The organism is Halomonas smyrnensis AAD6, from assembly GCF_000265245.1.
GTDB classification, from domain to species: Bacteria; Pseudomonadota; Gammaproteobacteria; order Pseudomonadales; family Halomonadaceae; genus Halomonas; species Halomonas smyrnensis.
In genome coordinates, this window is record NZ_AJKS02000017.1 from 30,564 (window position 1) to 49,204 (window position 18,641).

The 18,641-nt window shown below is 69.0% G+C and carries 20 protein-coding genes; 4 read left to right on the forward strand and 16 right to left on the reverse strand.

The window, feature by feature from the left end:
* Nucleotides 1-52: 52 nt before the first annotated feature.
* Complete coding sequence (locus UYS_RS17510) at nt 53-853, forward strand: ribonuclease T2 family protein (protein WP_156821635.1); 801 nt, start codon at nt 53-55, stop codon at nt 851-853.
* A 20-nt stretch (nt 854-873) separates the two neighbouring features.
* On the opposite strand, the gene UYS_RS0214535 is transcribed toward UYS_RS17510, so the two are convergent.
* The gene (locus UYS_RS0214535; protein ID WP_016856251.1) at nt 874-1,752 is read right to left on the reverse strand and encodes a nuclease-related domain-containing protein; all 879 of its coding nucleotides are present in this window, start codon (nt 1,750-1,752) and stop codon (nt 874-876) included.
* A gap of 95 nt (nt 1,753-1,847) precedes the next feature.
* Between UYS_RS0214535 and UYS_RS17515 the strand changes: the two genes are divergently transcribed.
* Entirely contained in the window at nt 1,848-2,714 is an 867-nt protein-coding gene (locus tag UYS_RS17515) for an NAD-dependent protein deacetylase (protein ID WP_016856252.1), read from the forward strand.
* Here the strand turns inward: UYS_RS17515 and UYS_RS0214545 are convergent.
* The 12 genes from UYS_RS0214545 to UYS_RS0214600 all read right to left on the reverse strand — a co-directional run bounded on the left by UYS_RS0214545 (nt 2,695) and on the right by UYS_RS0214600 (nt 13,968).
* Nucleotides 2,695-3,069, reverse strand: a complete 375-nt coding sequence (locus UYS_RS0214545; protein ID WP_016856253.1) for a translation initiation factor Sui1 — start codon at nt 3,067-3,069, stop codon at nt 2,695-2,697. The genes UYS_RS17515 and UYS_RS0214545 overlap by 20 nt on opposite strands.
* Before the next feature lie 73 nt (nt 3,070-3,142).
* On the reverse strand, nt 3,143-3,802 hold the full coding sequence (locus UYS_RS0214550; RefSeq protein ID WP_016856254.1) for an HAD family hydrolase: 660 nt from the start codon (nt 3,800-3,802) through the stop codon (nt 3,143-3,145).
* 85 nt (nt 3,803-3,887) lie between these two features.
* A complete protein-coding gene (locus UYS_RS0214555; protein ID WP_016856255.1) occupies nt 3,888-5,195 on the reverse strand; it encodes a TRAP transporter large permease in 1,308 nt (435 codons plus the stop codon).
* A complete protein-coding gene (locus UYS_RS17520; RefSeq protein WP_051008840.1) occupies nt 5,192-5,803 on the reverse strand; it encodes a TRAP transporter small permease in 612 nt (203 codons plus the stop codon). Before UYS_RS17520 ends, UYS_RS0214555 begins: the two co-directional genes overlap by 4 nt.
* Before the next feature lie 54 nt (nt 5,804-5,857).
* On the reverse strand, nt 5,858-6,829 hold the full coding sequence (locus UYS_RS0214565; RefSeq protein WP_237738476.1) for a TRAP transporter substrate-binding protein: 972 nt from the start codon (nt 6,827-6,829) through the stop codon (nt 5,858-5,860).
* A gap of 96 nt (nt 6,830-6,925) precedes the next feature.
* A complete protein-coding gene (locus tag UYS_RS0214570; RefSeq protein ID WP_051008841.1) occupies nt 6,926-8,011 on the reverse strand; it encodes a LacI family DNA-binding transcriptional regulator in 1,086 nt (361 codons plus the stop codon).
* Between the two features lie 107 nt (nt 8,012-8,118).
* Nucleotides 8,119-9,096: a 2-hydroxyacid dehydrogenase gene (locus tag UYS_RS0214575; RefSeq protein ID WP_016856259.1), complete on the reverse strand. Its 978-nt coding sequence runs from the start codon at nt 9,094-9,096 to the stop codon at nt 8,119-8,121.
* Nucleotides 9,097-9,106: 10 nt separating this feature from the next.
* Nucleotides 9,107-10,090: a sugar kinase gene (locus UYS_RS0214580; RefSeq protein WP_016856260.1), complete on the reverse strand. Its 984-nt coding sequence runs from the start codon at nt 10,088-10,090 to the stop codon at nt 9,107-9,109.
* A 42-nt stretch (nt 10,091-10,132) separates the two neighbouring features.
* Nucleotides 10,133-10,885 carry a sugar phosphate isomerase/epimerase family protein gene (locus tag UYS_RS0214585; protein WP_016856261.1) on the reverse strand — a complete coding sequence of 251 codons (753 nt, stop codon included), beginning with the start codon at nt 10,883-10,885 and terminating at the stop codon, nt 10,133-10,135.
* Nucleotides 10,886-10,979: 94 nt separating this feature from the next.
* Entirely contained in the window at nt 10,980-11,999 is a 1,020-nt protein-coding gene (locus UYS_RS0214590; RefSeq protein WP_016856262.1) for a LacI family DNA-binding transcriptional regulator, read from the reverse strand.
* Between the two features lie 99 nt (nt 12,000-12,098).
* Entirely contained in the window at nt 12,099-12,785 is a 687-nt protein-coding gene (locus UYS_RS0214595) for an HAD family hydrolase (RefSeq protein ID WP_016856263.1), read from the reverse strand.
* A 151-nt stretch (nt 12,786-12,936) separates the two neighbouring features.
* Entirely contained in the window at nt 12,937-13,968 is a 1,032-nt protein-coding gene (locus UYS_RS0214600) for a sodium:calcium antiporter (protein ID WP_016856264.1), read from the reverse strand.
* Nucleotides 13,969-14,171: 203 nt separating this feature from the next.
* Between UYS_RS0214600 and UYS_RS17525 the strand changes: the two genes are divergently transcribed.
* Nucleotides 14,172-14,459, forward strand: a complete 288-nt coding sequence (locus UYS_RS17525) for a DUF4235 domain-containing protein (protein WP_202802785.1) — start codon at nt 14,172-14,174, stop codon at nt 14,457-14,459.
* Nucleotides 14,460-14,711: 252 nt separating this feature from the next.
* On the opposite strand, the gene UYS_RS0214610 is transcribed toward UYS_RS17525, so the two are convergent.
* On the reverse strand, nt 14,712-16,184 hold the full coding sequence (locus tag UYS_RS0214610) for an alanine/glycine:cation symporter family protein (RefSeq protein WP_016856266.1): 1,473 nt from the start codon (nt 16,182-16,184) through the stop codon (nt 14,712-14,714).
* A 162-nt stretch (nt 16,185-16,346) separates the two neighbouring features.
* Between UYS_RS0214610 and UYS_RS0214615 the strand changes: the two genes are divergently transcribed.
* The gene (locus UYS_RS0214615) at nt 16,347-17,162 is read left to right on the forward strand and encodes a helix-turn-helix transcriptional regulator (RefSeq protein WP_016856267.1); all 816 of its coding nucleotides are present in this window, start codon (nt 16,347-16,349) and stop codon (nt 17,160-17,162) included.
* A 42-nt stretch (nt 17,163-17,204) separates the two neighbouring features.
* Here UYS_RS0214615 and UYS_RS0214620 read toward each other — a convergent pair whose 3' ends face one another.
* Together UYS_RS0214620 and fba are read right to left on the reverse strand one after the other, a co-directional pair.
* Nucleotides 17,205-17,516, reverse strand: coding sequence for a hypothetical protein (locus tag UYS_RS0214620; RefSeq protein WP_016856268.1), 312 nt, complete (start codon nt 17,514-17,516; stop codon nt 17,205-17,207).
* Nucleotides 17,517-17,568: 52 nt separating this feature from the next.
* Nucleotides 17,569-18,633, reverse strand: a complete 1,065-nt coding sequence (gene fba, locus UYS_RS0214625; protein WP_016856269.1) for a class II fructose-bisphosphate aldolase — start codon at nt 18,631-18,633, stop codon at nt 17,569-17,571.
* Between the last annotated feature and the right edge of the window lie 8 nt (nt 18,634-18,641).

The following is an 18,641-nucleotide window of genomic DNA, read 5'->3' on the forward strand; positions in this document are numbered from 1 at the left end:
TTGGCCCCCCGGGCGTCCCTGAGGGAGGCATGACGATGAGGAGCGCGCGACGGTGAAGCGATCGAGATCGTATTGGCGGCCGAAGAGGGCGCTGCTGCTGGGACTGGTGGGCGGCTGGCTGGCCGTGGCCTCGGCCCTGCCGGCCTTGGCGTCATCGCCACTGGCGCGGGAAGGGGTCGATCATTACACCCTGGCACTGACCTGGCACCCCGGCTTCTGCGCCAGCCGTTCGCGGCCGCCGCGGGAGTGCCGGGAGGCCCGGCTGCGACGCGGGGCCGAGGACGGCTTCGTGCTGCACGGGCTGTGGGCCTCGCTGCCCGATGATCTCCGCGAGCGCGGCGTGACGCGCCGCGACTGGTGGCGGCAGGGCTGCTTCCTGGAAACGCCGCGGCCGGACGGCGGCTTCTGCCGCGCCCACGCGCCGCTGGCGCTGCCCGAGCCCCTGGCGAGCCGGCTGGACCGCGCCATGCCGGGGCGCGCGAGCTGCCTGGATCGCTACCAGTACGCCAAGCACGCGGCCTGTCTGGCGCTGCCCGCCGAGGCGCTGTTTTCCACTTCCCTCGAGCTGCTCGAGGCGGTCAACGACAGCGCCTTCGGCGACTTCGTGGCGCTGCATCGCGGCGGCGTGGTGGGGCGCAACGCCCTGATCGACGCCTTCGAGGCGGCCTTCGGCGAGGGCACGGGGCGGGCGCTGCGGCTGGAGTGCCGCGGACGCGGCAACCGGCTGCTGACCGAGGTGAGGATCGGCATCGACGCCGAGGCGCTCGAGCGCTTTCCGGCCGCCGACAGCCTGGTGCGGCTCGGCCGCGGGCGCTGTGCGACGCGGGTCAGCATCGCCGACGTCGACGGATAGCCCGGAAGCCTCGCCGGTGATCAGTGCGGGGCGCGGCGATGGATGGCGGCGATCACCGCCTCGTGGGCGGCCTCGTCGAGTGCGTCCAGGCGCTGTTCGGGCAGCCGGTCGGCCAGGGCGTCGCCGCTGACCACCAGCAGGTCGTCGGCGGCCTCGGGATGCTCGATCCGCCAGCCGGGCAGGGCCAGCACGCCCTGCACCGGCACCGGATGGCCCAGTTCGCCCTCCAGCCAGTCGGACAGCCAGCGCGCCGCGCGGCGGGTGTCGCGCAGCGGGCGCCGCTCGATCCAGCCCGGGAAGCGCAGGCGGGCGCGCTCGACCGTGACGCGGTTGTCCTCCTCGCCGGAGGGCTTCACCGCCGGGCTGCGCGCCCAGGTCTCGATGGCAAACACGCCGTGGGGCGTGACCGCCACATGATCGAGGGTATCGCCCTCGCCGGGCACGTCGTGGAACACGAAGTAGGGATGCGACTCGGGGCGGATCAGCCGCTCGAGCTCCTGGCCCACCGCCAGCTCGCAGGCCAGCCCCAGCTTGAGGCGGCGGATGCGCTGGAAGTCGCGGATCAGCCGGAAGCAGAACACCAGCACCAGCAGCGTGGAGAGGGCGCCATAGAGGGTCCACTCGACCCAGTTCTGCTCGCTCGCCAGCAGCATGCGGCCCATGCCGTAGACCAGCGGCGCCATGATCACGATCGGCCCCAGCGCGCCGTTGAGGAACAGCCCGGCGAAGGCGCGGTCGAGGCGGTCGCGCAGCGACTGGCCCGGTTCGCGCAGCGGATGGGCGTCGAACGGCGAGCTGACCCGGGCGTCATGCAGGTTGCGCAGCCCGACCACGATCACCGCGGTCGCCGCCAGGGGAAACAGGAAGATGAGGGGAATCAGGTATTCCAGCCAGGCCATCGGGATTCCTTGCCCGTGGGAGATCCTGGCCATTGTAGACAGCGTGACGCCCGGGGGCCATGCTCGGCGCGATACGCCGAGAAGCGAGGAGTGACATGAGCGATCATCCGGCGCCGTCGGGGGCCGATCTCGATGCCCTGGCGGCCTTCGTGGCGAACACGCCGCGCCTGGCGGTGCTGACCGGGGCCGGGATCAGCACCGCCAGCGGCATCCCCGACTATCGCGACGACAGCGGCGACTGGAAGCGCTCGCCGCCGATGCAGCACGGCGTGTTCATGGGCAGTCGGGCGGCGCGCCAGCGCTACTGGGCGCGGGCGCTGATCGGCTTTCGCACCCTGCAGGAGGCGCGCCCCAACGAGGCCCATCGCGCCCTGGCCCGGCTCGAGGCCGAGGGGCGGGTGGCCGGCATCATCACCCAGAACGTCGACGGCCTGCATCGCCGCGCCGGATCGCGGCGGGTGATCGAGCTGCACGGTCGCGCCAACCTGGTGCGCTGCATGGGCTGCGGGGCGACGCGCATGCGCCATGACCTGCACGCCGAGCTGGCCAGCCGCAATCCCGACTGGCTCGACACCGGCGCCAGGGCCGGCCCGGACGGCGACGCCGATCTGGAGGCGGACTTCACGGATTTCCGGGTGCCGGACTGCACGCGCTGCGGTGACGGCATCTGGAAGCCGGACGTGGTGTTCTTCGGCGACAGCGTGCCGCGCGCCCGGGTCGACGAGGCCTTCGCGCTGCTGGACGACGCCGACGGGCTGCTGGTGGTGGGGTCGTCGCTGATGGTCTATTCGGGCTTTCGCTTCGCCCGAGAGGCCGCCCGGGCCGGCAAGCCGCTGGCCTGCCTCAACCTCGGGCGGACCCGCGCCGACGACCTCTACACGCTCAAGGTGGCGGCCGGCGCCGAGGCCGGGCTGGCCGCGCTGATCGAGCGGCTGGACGACGCTAGCCGCCGGCCAGCTTGACCTTGAAGCCTCTCTTTTCCAGCTCGCCCTTGAGCAGGTCGCGCTGGTCGCCCTGGATCTCGATCACGCCGTCCTTCAACGCGCCGCCGGTGCCGCAGCGCTTCTTGAGCTCCTTGGTCAGGGTCTTGAGCTCGTCGGCCTTGAGCGGCACGCCCTCGATCAGGGTCACGCCCTTGCCCTTGCGGCCCTTGGTCTCGCGCCGCAGGCGCACGATGCCGTCCAGGCCGGCGAGGCGCGCGTCCTCGGCGAGTTCGTCGCAGCGGCAGTCGTCGACGGGCTGGCGGCACTCGGGGCAGGTGTCGCCGTGTTCGGTGGAGTAGACCAGGCCACGCAGCTGGTCCTGAAGGGATGCCATGGGGCCTCCTCGGCAATGCAAGCGGGCCTCAGATGATACGAGGCCCGGCGGCGGCGGTCGATGCGTCGGTCGGTCAGCGGCTCAGTCGGGCGATCGCCGCCGGCAGCTCGCCGGCATGACCGATGGACACGGCGCCTTCGGGCGTCGTTTCCTCCCCGGGAAAGCGGTTCAGGTGCACCACCCGCATGCCGGCCTCCAGGCCGGCCGCCACGCCCACCGCCGCATCGTCGATCACCACGCAGTGTTCGGGCGCATGGCCCATGGCCTCGGCGGCCTTGAGATAGAGGGCCGGGTCGGGCTTCCACACGCCCAGGGTGTAGGCGCTGAACAGGCGGTCGCCGAAATGGTGGCCGAGCCCGGTGCTTTCCATGGCGCAGCGGATCTTGCGCTCCGGGCCGTTGGAGACCACCGCGCGGGGATGGTCGGCGAGGGCCTCAAGCGCCGCGGGCATGCCGTCGATCGCGGTCAGCTCCGCGCGCATGCGTGCCTCCATCCGTGCGCGCATCTCGTCCTCCATCGCCTGTCGGCGAGCGTCGTCGAGGGCGCCGTGGCGGGCCTCCATCGCCTGCACGATGGACAGGAAGCGCACGCCGCGGAAGTCGTCCATGTACTGGCGGGCGGTGAAGGGCAGGCCGTGGCGGGACAGGATCTCCGCCATCACCTCGGCCAGCAGGATCTCGCTGTCGACCAGGGTGCCATCGGAGTCGAAGAGCAGGCAGAGCGGAGCGGTCATGGTGTCCTCGTGGTGGCGTAGGGGCGTGGAAGACTGGAAGTCTATCAGGGATAGGGAGGCGGCTCCTCGGGGAGCCGCGACGTGCTCATACGAAGTCCGGCGTGATCAGGCGGGGAATCGCCAGGATCAGCTCGGGGTAGAAGATCAGCAGGACGATCACGCCGAGCATGATGGCCAGGTAGAGCAGGGTGGTGGCCAGGGCCTTGAGCAGCGGGATGCCACCGATCTTGGCCGAGATCATCAGGCACAGGCCGTAGGGCGGTGTGATCAGTCCCAGCCCCAGGGCCATTACACCGATCACGCCGAACTGCACCGGATGTACGCCGGCCTGCATGGCCAGGGGCTGGAAGATCGGTGCCATGATGGCCATCGCCGGCAGTGAGTCCATGAAGGTGCCGATGATCAGCATCACGGCGGTCATGATCAGCAGCAGGGTCACCGGATCGGTGATCTCTACCCCGGCCATCAGCTTGGGAGGGATCTGATAGAAGCTGATCAGATAGCCGAAGATGGCCGCGCCGACCAGGCTGAACAGCGATAGCGAGCACAGCCGTACGGTGTCGGTCGAGGCATTGATCACCTGGCGCAGATCGAGCTCACGGTACACCAGGAAGCCCAGCGCCAGGGCGTAGAGCACGGCAATGACGGCGGCTTCGGTCGGCGTCACCAGGCCCAGGGTGATGCCGCCGATGATCACCACCGGAATGCCGGCCGCCAGCAGGCCGTCCTTGCCGGAGCTCATCAGTTCCGACAGCGAGGCGCGTTTCCTGACCGGCACCTTGTAGCGGCGTACGTAGCCCATGTTGAGGGCCAGCTGGGCCACGCCGATGATCACCCCGGGCAGGATGCCGCCGAGGAACAGGCCGGCGATGGAGGTGTTGGTCAGGGCGCCCCAGACGATCATGTTGATCGACGGCGGGATGATGATGCCCATCACCGAAGAGGCGGCGGTCACCGCCACGGCGAAGTTGACCGGATAGCCCTCGCGCTTCATCGCTGGAATCAGCACGGTGCCGACGCCGGCGCTGTCGGCGGTGGAAGAGCCGGAAACGCCGGCGAACAGCATGCTGACCATCACGTTGACGTGTGCCAGGGCACCCTGCATATGGCCGACGAGGCGCATGCAGAGAGTGATCAGTCGGTCGGTGATACGGGCGGCATTCATCAGGTTGCCCGCCAGCAGGAACAGTGGCACGGCCAACAGCACGAAGGAATCCATGCCGTTGTACATGCGCTGGAACATCACCCAGTAGGTGAGGCGTGGGTCGAGCAGGATCATGCCGACCGCCGTCAGCACCAGGGCCATGGCGATGGGCACCCCGGCCACGATCAGGACCCCGAGCAGCGTAAACAGCAGCCAGGGCAGGAGATCGATCCATTCCATGGGCATCATGAGGTGGTCCTCCTGTCGGCCGGTTGGGCGGGCGCCGGCTCGCCCAGGGAAACGTCTTGGTGGTCGCCGGCCTGCAGGGCTTCCTCCACTTCGTTGGGCGTGTTGAGCGCGGCCTCCATGCGGGGCATGCCATGCAGGATGGCGTGCAGCAGGCGTTGGGCGCTGAACAGCACGATCAGAACGCCGCAGACGGTGAACGCCGAATAGACGTAGATCATCGACAGCCCCGAGGCGGTGGCACTGCGACGCAGCCCGGAGAGGGCGAAGTCCTTGCCGTGAACGACGAAGATCACGCCGACGGTAAGACAGGCCAGATCGCGGAGCCAGCGCGTCACCCGGTCGAGTCTGGAGCCGCGGGGGAAGGCCTCGAGCACGAAGTGGTCGGCGTGCAGGACGCCGATGGCGGTTCCCAGCATGACCATCCACTGGAAGGCGAAGCGGCTGAATTCTTCTGTCCAGTAGAGGCGCGGCAGCAGGGGGAGGTTGCGGCTGACGATCTGATAGATGATCAGTGTGATGAAGCCGAACAGCAGGGCCAGCAACACCAGGTGTAACAGGCGTTCCAGCAGACGGTTCATCCGAGAGAGGCCGTGCAGGAGAGTCGTCATGAGGCTGTCCTCGAGGTCTCGGAGAGACGGGGACCCGTCGGGTCCCCGATCGGCTTAGCTGGCGTCGATGATCTTCCGATACAGGTCCGTCAGGCCCATGTCGTCGATCACGTCTGCCAGCGGCTCCTTGACGATGGCTTGCATGTGCTCGCGATCGAGCTCGTGCAGGGTAGCGCCTTCCTCGACCAGCTGGTCCAGCGCCTCGGCGTCCTGGTCCAGCTGGATCTGGCGGGCGTAGCCGGCGGCCTCCTGGGCGGCGGCCATCACGGCCTGCTGCTGCTCGTCATCCAGGCGTTCCCAGGTCATCTCGGACATGGTGAGCAGGCGCACGGTGATGTCGTGCTGAGAAAGGCCGATATGCGGTGCGACCTCGTGGAAGCGCATGCGGTGGATCCATTCGGCCTCGTTGAGCAGGCCGTCGATCGCGCCCAGCTGGAGGCCGGTGTAGATTTCCTTCCAGGCCATTACCGTGGGTTCTGCGCCCAGGGCCGACCAGGCGGCGATCAGCGGCTTGGTCGGATTGGTGCGCAGCTTCATGCCTTCCAGGTCATCGAGGCTCTCGAGGGGGCGGATGCTGACGATCTGGCGCTTGCCGCCGCCGAAGAAGGCCAGCACCTTCACGCCGGTCTCGTCGGTGATGCGGTCGGCGATCTCGCGACCCACCTCGCCGTCGAGCACCGTTTGCCAGTGCTGCACGTCGCGATACAGGAAGGGGATCGAGAACACGTTGGCGGTGGAGGAAAAGTCGGTGATCAGGCCGGGGTTGATGATCGACATGTCCAGCGCGCCGGCCATCTGCTGCTCGAACATCTCGGTCTCGTGACCGAGGACCGAGTTCCCCATGATCTGTACGCCGAGATCGCCGTCGGTCTTCTCGGTGAGCAGCTCCTGAAACTTCTCGGCGCCCAGCTGGTAGGCGGTGTCCTCGGTGCCCCCATGGCCGAAGCGCAGATCATAGGCCTGGGCGGTGCTCGCCAGCCCCATCGTGGCCGCCAGCGCGGCACCGGCCATCAGGTGGCAAGTCATGTGGCCGAGCGTTTTTGGATCGATCCATTTTTGACGCATGTGAAGACCTCATTGTTGTTGTCGCCGCCTGAGCGCGGCAGAAGTGAGTGGCGTGGGTTATGGCATCTGGCCTGAAGCGGCCTGTGCCGAGGCGGTGCGAGGCTGTAGCCGGGCGCCACAGGATCCTCGCACCTGAAGCCGCGGCGACAGGACCACCTGTTCCGGGGCTCCCTTGGGATCGTGGATGCGGCGAAGCGCGAGCCGTGCGGCCTCCTCGCCGATGGCATAGGGATGCGTCGCCACACTGGTCAGCGCCGGGTCGACCAGCTCGGCTTCCTCGACGTCGTCGATGCCGATCACGGCGCAGTCGGTGCCCGGGGTCAGGCCCAGTCGCTTGAGCCCGAACATGGCGCCGAAGGCGACCATGTCGTTGTGGCAGACCACCGCCGTCGGCGGTGTCGGCTCGCTCATCAGCTGCTGGATCAGCGCGAAGCCGTCGCGACGGGTCACGGTAGCCCGCAGCAATCTCTTGTAGTCCAGGCCATGGCGGGCCAGCGAGTCGCAATAGCCTTCCCAGCGCTCTCGTGTCGCCGAATGCTCGGCATGGCCGCCGAGGAAGGCGATGCGTTCGTGGCCGAGGCCTACCAGGTGGTCGACGGCCTGGCAGACGCCGAGGTGGAAGTCGGGGCCGGCATAGTCGAATGGCGTCTCGCCGATGTGGCGCAGTATCTGGATACAGGGCATGCCCCACGCGTTCAGCGTGTCGATCAGCGTGGGATCGGTTCCCTCGGCCGGACACAGCAGGATGCCGTCGACGGCATGCTCCCGCATGCGTTCAAGGAAGCGTTCCTGACGCCTCGGTGAATCCTCGCTGTTGGCCAGGAAGGAGACGTATCCCTCGCGGCTGAGCGCGTTGTCGATGCCGGCGACCATGGCGCCAAAGAAGGGGTTGGCGATGTCATAGACCACGACGCCCAGCGTGGAGGTGCGGCGGCCGCGCAGCGCCGCGGCGCCGCGGTTGTAGACGTATCCCAGCGCCTTGATCGAGGCCTGCACCTTGAGCCGGGTCGGCTCGGCCACCAGCGAGCTGCCGCGCAGCACCAGCGACACCGTGGAGCGCGACACGCCGGCGTGGGCGGCAATGTCCTGCAGCGTCACGCTGGATTCACGGTGAGTGGCGGATGAGCGGCGCTTCGACGTCATGGTGACCCTGGAGTGCTGTTTTTGGATTGGTCTAAATCTAGAGGATGAGGCGTCCGTCACCAACTCGTCTTTCGTCGAAGAGCGGCCGGCGACGGAGACATGACGCGTCAGAGTGGCCGGGCGTCTTCATTGACGGGGCTGAGGGGGCGCTCGCCGGAGAGGGCCAGGCGGATGTTGTCCACCGCGCGCCGGGCCATGGCGTGGCGCGTCTCATGGGTGGCCGAGCCGATGTGCGGCAGCGCCACCACGTTGGCCATGTGGGGCAACGGCGAGTCCGCCGGCAGCGGTTCCCGCTCGAAGACGTCCAGCCCGGCGGCGCGGATCCTGCCGGCGTCCAGCGCCTCGATCAGGGCCGCCTCGTCGACCACCCCGCCGCGGGCGATGTTGACGAAGATGGCCGAATCGCGCATCAGACCGAGCTCGCGCTGGCCGATCAGCCGCTCGGTCTCGGGGCTAAGGGGGACGGTGACGCAGACGAAATCGGCCTCGCCGAGCAGCTCGTCCAGCCCGCGGCGCCGGGCCCCCAGTTCTTCTTCCAGCGCCGGCTTCGGTGAGGCGTTGGAATAGAGGATACGCATGCCGAAGCCCAGGGCGCCGCGCCGGGCGATGGCGGCGCCGATACGGCCCATGCCGACCATGCCCAGTGTCTTGCCGTGAACGTCGCTGCCGAAGTGCGATGCGCCGAGGCTGGCCTGCCACTCGCCGCGGCGCACGAAATCGGCCAGCTCCACGGCGCGGCGTGCGGTGGCCATGATCAGCAGGAAACCGGTGTCGGCGGTGGTCTCGGTCAGCACGTCCGGCGTGTTGCACAGCAGGATGCCCCGCCGGGTCAGCTCGTCCACCGGATAATTGTCGACGCCCACCGAAACGCTGGCGATGGCCTCCAGGTGAGGCGCGGCGTCGAGGATCTCGGGGGTGATCTTCTGGCTGGCGCCGACCAGCCCGTGCGCTTCCTTCAGGGCGGCGCGAAAGGCCGGATCCTCGAAGTTCTCGAGATGACCGAAGTCATCCACATGGAAGTCGCGCTTCAGTTCGGCCAGCAGCGCCTCGGGCAGGCGGCGATAGACGACGATACGTTTCTGCATGGGAATCTCCTCAGGTCGTGGTAAGCGATGCGGATTCGAGCGTGGACAGGCGCTCGCGATGGGGGAGCCCCTCCATGTCGCCGGGCACCTGTACGGCGAGGGCGCCGATCAGGTTGCCGCGCTGCAGTGCCTCGCGGGGGGAACGTCCATCGAGAAGGGCGCTGATCACCCCGACGGCGAAGCCATCGCCGGCGCCCACGGTGTCGATGACCTCGCGCACGTCGACGCCGGGGACGCTGTACTGTTCGTCGCTGCCGGCCAAGCTGCCGCGATAGTAGCTGCCTTCAGGCCCCAGCTTGATGATGACCGCCCGGGCGCCCCGATCGAGGTAGAAGCCGGCGATATCGTGGGGCGTCTCCAGTCCGGTCAGCCGCTGCCCCTCGGCCAGGCCGGGCAGCACCCAGTCGGCATGGCCGGCCATGGCGTTCAGGGTGTCGCGCATCTCGGCCTCGCTGGCCCACAGCGAGGGGCGCAGGTTGGGGTCGAAGGAGATGCTGGCGCCGGCCTGTCGCGCTCGCTCGAGCATGTGCCAGGTCAGTTCGCGGCAGCTCGCCGAGAGCGCCGGGGGAATGCCGGTGGCGTGCAGGTGGCGGGCGGCGGCGAAGTCGACCGCGTTTGCATCGTCCGGGCCCAGGCGGCTGGCGGCGCTGCCGCGCCGGAAGTACTCCACGTGGGGGTCGGCGCCGTCTTCGGCGCGTTCCTTGAACACCAGCCCGGTGGCGGCGTCCGGCGTGGGTGTCAGGTGGCGGCAGTCCAGGCCTTCGGCCTCCAGGGTGCGACGGATGTAGTGGCCGAAGGCGTCGTCGCCGACCCGGCTCAGCCAGCCGACGTGAAACCCGAGGCGGGCGAGGCCGATGGCGACGTTGGTGTCCGCGCCGGCGATGCGGCGCCGGAAGGTCTCGACCTCGGCCAGCTCGCCGGCGGCCTCGGCGACGAAGAGTGTCATGGCCTCGCCGAAGGCGAGGATCTCGGGAGCGGCTTGGGGTGTCGACATGCGAGGCTCTCCAGTCATGTGGCAGGAAATGTCCAGTGAGGGTCAGAGGGCGCGCAGGCGTTCCAGCTGCTCGCGCACGAAGCCCGTGAGCTCGGGGGCTTGCAGTGGGTATTCGATGGCCCGGGGCACGCCACGAGGGAAATGCGACATCAGCTGCTGCCAGGCCTGCATCTCGGCAAGATCCGGCACGCTGGCATGGGGACGCCCCTGCTCGAAGACGATCCCCTTGCAGTGGACGTAGGCGACGAAGCGTCCCAGCCGGTCGGCGGCCAGGACAGGATCGTCGCCGGTCCAGTGCCAGTTGCCGATGTCGAAGGTCATGTGGAGCGGGCAGCCGGCGCCTGCGGCATCTTCCAGGCAGGCCAGCAGCGGGGCGACGATGCCGCCATCGCGGGTCTGATCGTTTTCCACCATGACCCAGGCGACCGGGCTGTCGGCGATCAGCGCCGACAGGCGCTGCCAGGTGTCGGTTGTGGTGCCGGTATAGCGGCCCAGCGACAGCTTGATCGCCACGGCGCCAAGGGCCGCGGCCTCGTCCAGCCGTGCCGGCAGGCTCGGCGAGAGCATATCGCCCGACCAGAGCTCGTCGGCGGCAGAATAGACCACGGTCAGCCCATGTTCGTTGCAGGCGCGCCCCAGCGCGTCGAAGTCATCGAAGTCTTCCGGAAGCAGCTCTCGTCGGATCTCGACGCCGTCGGCACCAGCGTCACTCAGGCAGGGCAGCATGGCGGCCTGCCCCTGCTCGGCGATCATGCGATGGCCGAAGGCCGAGGTGGCTACCAGCACGGATGGCATGTCGGGATGTGCCCGAAAGGCGGATGGTAACGTTCCCATCCTCGGGTGAGCAGTGGGTGCGGGGGAGTCGGTCACGTGGAAGGTCTCCTTGGTGTCAGCGGCGGGTCGAGCCGCGGGCGATCAGGGTCGGCGAGAAACGCACCTGCCGAGGCGGGCGCCGGGTATCGGTCAGGCGCTCCAGCAGGCTGTCCATGGCGGCCCGGCCGATCGCCTCGGTGGGCTGGGCGAGGGTGGTGATGCCGGGGCCGACCAGGCCGCACCAGTCGAGTTCGTCGATGCCCATCAGGCCGGTGGTGCCGAGGGTGTCGCCGCGGGCCTGCAGCACGCGCATGACCGCCAGGGTGACGTTGCCGTTGGCGCACAACAGGGCCCTGGGGGCGGTGGCCGGGCGGTCGAGGAAGTCGGCGATGGCGTGCTCCAGGGCCGGGGTGTCGTCGAGCGGCAGGCAGCAGGCATCACCCGTCAGCCCTTCGGCGTCGAGCCGCGCGCGGAAGCGCTCCAGGCGGCGCTGGCGCGAGCTGGCCCGTTCCGGCGGCTCGCTGACGTACAGCAGCTCGCCGTAGCCCTGGCCGTGCAGGTGGTCCAGGGCCGCGTCGATGGCACGGTCGTTGTCGAGCCCGACCATGTCCGCCTCGAGCTCGCCCAGCGAGCGGTCGAGCAGCACCAGCGGCGTGTCCCGATCGGCCAGGGCCGCGAGCTCCTCGCCGGGGTGGCCGGCGACGTTGAGCACCAGCCCTTCGACACGGTATGACGCCAGCAGCGCCAGATGATCGCGCTCCTGAACGGGGTCGTTGTCGGTATTGCAGACCATCAGCGAGAAGCCGTGGGCGCGACAGGCCTGCTCGATTCCGTGCATCACCGCCACCGAGAAGGGGTTGCGGATGTCGGCGACCAGCATGCCGATCAGCCCCGACTGCCCGCCCTTGAGCCCGCGCGCGATCCGGTTGGGCCGATAGCCGAGCCGGCCGGCGCTGGCGGCGATGCGCCGCTGCAGGTCGGGCGACAGCCGGCTGCGCTCATCGCCGAAATAGCGGGAGACGCTGGTCTTGGAGACGCCGGCGTCGCGGGCGACTTCCAGGATGGTGGCGCCGGTTCGGCGTGTTGGAGCGGTCATGAAGAGGCACCAGGAAAAATGGGAACGTTCCCAACGTTAGTGGCAGGCCTCGTGACATGACAAGTCCGACGCGATTAGACCATGGTAGAGAGGTGCGTCTCAGGCCCGCGACAGCGAGCGCTGGCGGTCGTGTTCCAGGCGGGCGATCACGGTGGGCAGCTGGAACATGCTGGTGATCATGATGGCGCCCTCCGGCGTCTCTTCGGCGTCGGGGAAGCGGTTGAGATGGATCACCGTCATGCCGGCGTTCAGCGCCGCCTGGACGCCGACCAGGGCGTCATCGATGGCCACGCAGTCCTCGGGGGCGTAGCCCAGCATGGCACCGGCGTGGCGATACAGGCAGGGGTCGGGCTTCCAGCACTGCGCCTCGTAGGCGCTGAACAGGTGATCGCCGAAAACCGGCTCGAGATTGGTGGCCAGCAGCGAGGTGCGGATCTTGTTGATCGGCCCGTTGGAGACCACGCCCATGGGGTGGCCGGACAGGGCGACCAGCGCCTCGGCGGCGCCGGTGATCGGCAACAGGTCGGTGGCCAGGCGGCGGTTGAGGTTGGCGCGCATGTCGCGCTCCAGCACCTCGAGGCGGTCCGGGTCGACGGCGCCGTGGCGGCTCTCCAGTTCGGCGACGATATGACGGAAGCGGGCGCCGCGGAACTCGCCGACGTAGTCGCTGGCCTGGAAGGGCAGGCCGGCGGCGGTCAGGCTGGTTTCCATCTCGGCAGCGAGCAGGGGCTCGCTGTCGACCAGGGTGCCATCGCAATCGAAGAGTAGGCAGAGGGGGCGGGCCATCACCGGTAACCTCGCGGGCGTGTCATTCGGCTTTAACGCTATTGTGTCATATCGGCAGCGTACACCTTTAGTTTAAGACCATTTCCGCGACTTTGTGAACAGTGTTTTTCAATTCAATCTTTGCTGCACATTCGTCCCGTAGCGGGCGGAATCAGCCCGGCGCCATCACCAGCATCGCCGCCCCGGCCAGATAGCAGCCGGCGATGGCCAGGCTCTCGAAGCCGATGCGGCCGGGCCCCAGGCGCTCGCGATGGATCATGCCGACCATCAGGATGGCGGTCATCAGCAGCGAGATCGCCACCCACAGCGCCACGCCGTCGGGCATGGCGTGGTAGATCGAGCCGCCGCGGTAGGCCATGTCCGAGGCGGCCACGAACAGGGTGTCGAAGGCGTTGCCGCCGATGATGCCGGCCACGGCCAGGGTCAGCGCGCCGCGGCGCACCGCCGCCACCGAGGTGACCAGTTCGGGCAGCGAGGTGACCACCGCGGTCATCAACACGCCCACCACCGACTGGCCGAGGCCGGTGTCCTCGGCGATCACCGAGGCCACGCCCTCCAGCAGCCAGCCGCTGGCGCCGAGCACCAGCGCCAGCCCCGCGAAGCTCAGCCATAGCCGCCGCGCCGAGCGGGTCTGCGCCTGATCGTCCGGCACGTCCGGCGTGGTCTCCCGGGTCTGGGCCGGCTGCCACATGGGGCGAGTCCGGGTGCGATCGGCCAGCCGCAGCCCGAACAGGTAGCCGATCACGATCAGCGGCGTGATCGGATGCACCTGCCACAGCGTCCACTCCGGGGCGAAGCGGCCCACCAGTACCAGCGCCAGCAGGCACAGCAGCAGGCCGCCCTGCATCAGGTTGCCGATGGAGGCGGCGGCATGCTCCAGGTTGGCGCGGCGGTGGGTCAGGTCGGCGATGGTCAGGAACAGCGTCTGCACGGCGATGCCGCCCAGGGCGTTGCTCATCGCCAGGGTGGGGCGATCGGCCAGCGCCGCCGAGACCGATAGCACCAGCCCCGACAGCGAGGTGGCCATGCCCAGCAGCACGGCGCCGGCGATGGCCTCGCCGAGGCCGGTACGGTCGGCCAGGTCGTCGACGATGTGCGTCAGCCGCGTGCCGGCCACGCCGATCACCAGGGTGCAGCCGAGAAACAGGACGACGGCGCTGCCGAGGGTCAGATCTGCCAGCAAGGAAAGGCCCTCGTCGTGGGGGATGGTGTCCGGGGCCGTCGCGACGCCGGTCGCCGGGTGCCTGGCGGCGGTGGGCTGAGGGTGTCGGGCATGTCGGCTCCTGCCGAGAGGGGTGGGCTATGCTGGCGTCGCCCTGCCATGATACTCAGGAGGGGCGGCACGGGACCGCTAGTCCACAGCGTACCACCGGAGGCAGTCAAGTCATGAAACGGAAAATGCTCTGGTCGATGGCCGGCTACACGGCCGTCATCGGCGCCAGCCTGTTGACCCGGCACACCGCCAGGGAGGCCTACCGCAAGACGGCCGGCGCGGCCCCGCCGGAGAATCCGGGGCGTCGCGACACGCACTGGCGGGAGGCCCTGGCCTGGGGCATGGCGAGCGGCGCCCTGGTCGGGATGGCCCGGGTGGTCGGCAACCGCCTGGGCGATGAGGAGCGCCGCCGTGGCGAGCGTCGTCGTCCCCGGCGCGCCCTGGAGCACCTGAAGGACTAGCCTGGGGGCCCCGGTGAGTCGGGGCCCCGGCGACGGGCAGGCGCGACGCCGTTGATCTCGACGTTGTCCTCGCCCCGCTGGGGCCGGATGCCGGCTCCGGTCTCGCCGGGCGGCGCCCTGTTAGCGAGCCGCGTGTCGAAGGATGTCGCTCGCTCGACCCGCGCCGTTCACGGGGCGGAAACGAGCCGGCCCCGCCTGGTCAGGCGGGGCCGGAGGGCTACCGGGAAGCCGGCAGGCGGGTGCCGCGGGGCATTATTCCCTGGCGCCGGCCGGGGTGTTGCCGAGCGCCCGGTGGGCGCGCTCGAGGTCTTCGGGTTCGAGCTCCCAGGACTTGGGATCCAGGTCCATCTCCGGGTGATCCTTGGCGTTGAACACCGGCTGCTCGATGCCATTGCGCATCTGGCCGTCGAAGTCGCGCAGGATGCGCAGGCCCGGCTTGAACAGCATGATCAGGGCGATCAGGTTGGCCACCGCCAGCAGGCCCATGGTCACGTCGGCGAAGCCGAACGCGGTGCCCAGGTCGGTGGTGGCGCCCCAGCAGACCAGCAGCACGATGGTCACGCGGAAGGCATTGAACAGGCCCTGATTGCGGCGGCTGAAGAAGTTCAGGCTGTTCTCGCCCAGATAGTAGTTGTAGAGGATGGTGCTGAAGGCGAACAGCAGCAGCGCGATGCTGACGAAGGTGCGGCCCCATTCGCCGACGTGGTCGGCCAGGGCGGCCTGGGTCAGGGCGATGCCCGCCACGTCGACGCCGGCGCCCGTTTCATAGACGCCGCTCAGCAGGATCACGAAGGCGGTGGCGGAGCAGATGATCACGGTGTCGATGAACACCGAGAAGGCCTGCACGATGCCCTGGTTGGCCGGGTGCGGCACGTAGGCCACGGCCGCCACGTTGGGCGCGCTGCCGAGGCCGGCCTCATTGGAGAACAGGCCGCGCTTGAGGCCCATCATGATGGCCGCGCCGATGCCGCCGCCGACGGCCGGCTCGAGGCCGAAGGCGCTCTTCACGATCAGCGCGATCACGTCGGGGATCTGGGTGATGTTCAGGGCCAGCACCACCAGCGCGATCAGCAGATAGCCGCCGGCCATGATCGGCACCAGGAACTCGGAGATGCGGGCGATGCGCTTGATGCCGCCGAAGATGATCAGGCCAACGAGCAGCGCCAGGCCGAGACCGCTGTAGAGCACCGGCACGCCGAAGGCATCGCCGAAGGAGGTGGCCACGGAATAGGACTGCAGGGCGGTGAAGGCGAAGCCGAAGGTCACCAGCAGCAGCGCCGAGTAGATGCCGGCCAGCCAGTTCCACCGGCGGCCGAGGCCGCGGGAGATGTAGTAGGCCGGGCCGCCGCGATAGGTGCCGTCGCCCTCGGCGGTCTTGTAGGTCTGCGCCAGGGTGCACTCGAGGAAGCTGGTGGCCATCCCCATCAGGCCGACGACCCACATCCAGAACACCGCGCCGGGGCCGCCCAGGGTGATGGCCACGGCGACGCCGGCGATGTTGCCGCCGCCGACCCGGCCGGCCACCGACAGCACCAGCGCCTGGAAGGAGCTCAGGTGGCCGTGCTTGTCCTTCTTGAAGGCCTGGCTGGCGCCCAGGATGCGGAACATGCGGCCGAAGTAGCGGAACTGCACGAAGCGCGAGGCCACGGTGAAGCCGATGCCCACGGCGATCAGCAGCACGATCAGGACCTTGCCCCATAGCAGGTCGTTGAGGAAAGCCAACATCGAGAAGTCTCCTTTTTGGCATTATTCGCGGTGCGTGGGATTTAAGCAGGCTCAAAGCGCGATGGGATTTGACGCTATGGTGCGCCCTGGCGCACCATGCGCCGCACCCAGTGCACCAGGCTGCACCATTTCGGGGCGAGCGCCTCAGAGGAACCCACCGACATGCATGACGACTTCGCGGCCAACCTCCGGCTGCTGTGCAGCTACTACCGCTCCATCGCCGAAGTGTGCCGTCGGCTCGACATCAACCGGGCGCAGTTCAACCGCTACCTCAGCGGCCGCTACAAGCCCGCCAACAACACCATGCGCCGCATCTGCGACTTCTTCGGCGTCGAGGTGCACGAAATCCTGCTGCCCCACGACGAGTTCCGCTCGCTGGTGCGGCTGCAGCCGACGCCGGACGGCGAGGCGCCCGAGCGAGCGCCGTCGCTGGGGCTGCCCGCCGCGCTGCTCGAGCAGGGGCGTCAGGGCATGTCGCGCTATCTCGGCTGCTACCACGAGTATTACCTGGCCATGTCGCGGCCCGGCCAGGTGCTGTGCACCCTGGTCTGCCTCGAGCGGCGCGGCGAGGACGTGCTCTACCAGCGCACCGAACGCATGCCGCCCCGCGCCGGCGGTCGCCACTGGCACAACCGCTACCAGGGCGTGGCGCTGCTGCTGACCGATCGCCTGTTCCTGGCCGACCACGAGTCGCTCAACGGCCACGAGATGACCCAGACCATCCTCTTCCCCAGCTTCAAGAGTCACGTCTCGCGTCTCAGCGGGCTCAAGCTGGGCGTGGCCGACAGCAGCGAGCGCATGCCCTGCGGCGTGCGGGTGGTCTACGAGCGCATCGCCGACACGGTCACCCCGCGCCAGGCGCTGGCGCAGTGCGGCCTCTATGACCTGGACGACCCGGCCCTCGACCCCGATATCGTGGCGGCGATCCATAACGATATCGGCCCCGGAGAGTGGCACTTCCGGGCGCGCTATCTCTAGGCAGACACGTCAGGGTGAGGCCGAGACCGGCGGTCGCGCGTCTCAGGGCGCGGCGTGGCGGCCGCAGTTCTCGCGGTAGGCCGGGGCGTCGGCGCCCAGTGCCAGCTGCTCGGTGACGGTGTGGTAGTAGAACGGCAGGACGGGGCGCTCGGCGCGCACGGCGTCGCCGCACAGGCCGTAGCCCTTGTTCACCTCGAGCAGGCGCTCGAGCCCGACGTCGTCCTGGGCCTCGAGGCGCTCGGCGATACGCTCGGCGATCCGGTCGTCGCGGTCGTTGTCGGCCATCCACTGGCCGCCGAAGATCAGGCCGGCGACGAGCAGGATGGCGGCCACGGGAATCCACAGGTTGTGCATGGCGGGGCTCGCATGACGCCCGCCGGCACGGAGGCCGGCGGGGCGGGGACGCTTACTTGACGCGCGGGTCCAGTTCGCCGCGCTCGTAGCGCAGGAACATCTCTTCCAGGTTGATCGGCTTGATCTTGCTGGCCTGGCCGGCGGTGCCGAAGGCCTCGTAGCGGGCCTTGCAGACCTCCTTCATGGCCGCGGTGCTGACCTTGAGGAACTTGCGCGGGTCGAACTCGGCCGGGTTCTCGGCCAGGAAGCGACGCACCGCGCCGGTGGAGGCCAGGCGCAGGTCGGTGTCGATGTTGACCTTGCGCACGCCGTGCTTGATGCCCTCGACGATCTCCTCGACCGGCACGCCGTAGGTCTCGGGGATGGCGCCGCCGAACTCGTTGATCACCTCGAGCCACTCCTGGGGCACGGAGGAGGAGCCGTGCATCACCAAGTGGGTCTCGGGGATGCGGGCATGGATCTCCTTGATGCGCTGGATGGAGAGGGTGTCGCCGGTGGGCGGCTGGGTGAACTTGTAGGCGCCGTGGCTGGTGCCGATGGCGATCGCCAGGGCGTCCACCTGGGTCGCCTTGACGAAGGCGGCGGCCTCTTCCGGGTCGGTCAGCAGCTGGTCGTGATCGAGCTTGCCCTCGGCGCCGACGCCGTCTTCCTCGCCGGCCATGCCGGTCTCCAGGCTACCCAGGCAGCCCAGCTCGCCCTCGACGGAGACGCCGCAGGCGTGGGCCATCTCGACGGTGCGACGGGTGACGTCGACGTTGTAGTCGTAGCTGGTCGGGGTCTTGCCGTCGGTGCCGAGCGAGCCGTCCATCATCACCGAGGAGAAGCCCAGCTGGATGGAGCGCTGGCACACCGCGGGGCTGGTGCCGTGGTCCTGGTGCATGACCACCGGGATGTGCGGGAATTCCTCGACGGCGGCCAGGATCAGGTGGCGCAGGAAGGGTGCGCCGGCATACTTGCGGGCGCCGGCGGAGGCCTGGACGATCACCGGGGAATCGGTCTCGTCGGCGGCTTCCATGATGGCGCGCATCTGCTCGAGGTTGTTGACGTTGAAGGCCGGGATGCCGTAGCCGTGCTCGGCGGCGTGGTCCAGCATCTGGCGCATGCTGATCAGTGCCATGAAGTCAC

Excerpts from the sequence above, each read along its gene's own strand:
- UYS_RS17520 (WP_051008840.1), bottom strand. The coding sequence starts at position 5,803 with ATGACGACTCTCCTGCACGGCCTCTCTCGGATGAACCGTCTGCTGGAA.
- UYS_RS0214615 (WP_016856267.1), top strand. The coding sequence starts at position 16,347 with ATGCATGACGACTTCGCGGCCAACCTCCGGCTGCTGTGCAGCTACTAC.
- UYS_RS0214555 (WP_016856255.1), bottom strand. The coding sequence starts at position 5,195 with ATGATGCCCATGGAATGGATCGATCTCCTGCCCTGGCTGCTGTTTACG.
- UYS_RS0214565 (WP_237738476.1), bottom strand. The coding sequence starts at position 6,829 with ATGACTTGCCACCTGATGGCCGGTGCCGCGCTGGCGGCCACGATGGGG.
- UYS_RS0214545 (WP_016856253.1), bottom strand. The coding sequence starts at position 3,069 with ATGGCATCCCTTCAGGACCAGCTGCGTGGCCTGGTCTACTCCACCGAA.
- UYS_RS0214590 (WP_016856262.1), bottom strand. The coding sequence starts at position 11,999 with ATGACCGCTCCAACACGCCGAACCGGCGCCACCATCCTGGAAGTCGCC.
- UYS_RS0214550 (WP_016856254.1), bottom strand. The coding sequence starts at position 3,802 with ATGACCGCTCCGCTCTGCCTGCTCTTCGACTCCGATGGCACCCTGGTC.
- UYS_RS0214570 (WP_051008841.1), bottom strand. The coding sequence starts at position 8,011 with ATGACGTCGAAGCGCCGCTCATCCGCCACTCACCGTGAATCCAGCGTG.
- fba (WP_016856269.1), bottom strand. The coding sequence starts at position 18,633 with ATGGCACTGATCAGCATGCGCCAGATGCTGGACCACGCCGCCGAGCAC.
- UYS_RS0214585 (WP_016856261.1), bottom strand. The coding sequence starts at position 10,885 with ATGCCATCCGTGCTGGTAGCCACCTCGGCCTTCGGCCATCGCATGATC.
- UYS_RS0214595 (WP_016856263.1), bottom strand. The coding sequence starts at position 12,785 with ATGGCCCGCCCCCTCTGCCTACTCTTCGATTGCGATGGCACCCTGGTC.
- UYS_RS0214610 (WP_016856266.1), bottom strand. The coding sequence starts at position 16,184 with ATGTTGGCTTTCCTCAACGACCTGCTATGGGGCAAGGTCCTGATCGTG.
- UYS_RS17525 (WP_202802785.1), top strand. The coding sequence starts at position 14,172 with ATGAAACGGAAAATGCTCTGGTCGATGGCCGGCTACACGGCCGTCATC.
- UYS_RS17515 (WP_016856252.1), top strand. The coding sequence starts at position 1,848 with ATGAGCGATCATCCGGCGCCGTCGGGGGCCGATCTCGATGCCCTGGCG.
- UYS_RS0214535 (WP_016856251.1), bottom strand. The coding sequence starts at position 1,752 with ATGGCCTGGCTGGAATACCTGATTCCCCTCATCTTCCTGTTTCCCCTG.
- UYS_RS0214575 (WP_016856259.1), bottom strand. The coding sequence starts at position 9,096 with ATGCAGAAACGTATCGTCGTCTATCGCCGCCTGCCCGAGGCGCTGCTG.
- UYS_RS0214620 (WP_016856268.1), bottom strand. The coding sequence starts at position 17,516 with ATGCACAACCTGTGGATTCCCGTGGCCGCCATCCTGCTCGTCGCCGGC.
- UYS_RS0214580 (WP_016856260.1), bottom strand. The coding sequence starts at position 10,090 with ATGTCGACACCCCAAGCCGCTCCCGAGATCCTCGCCTTCGGCGAGGCC.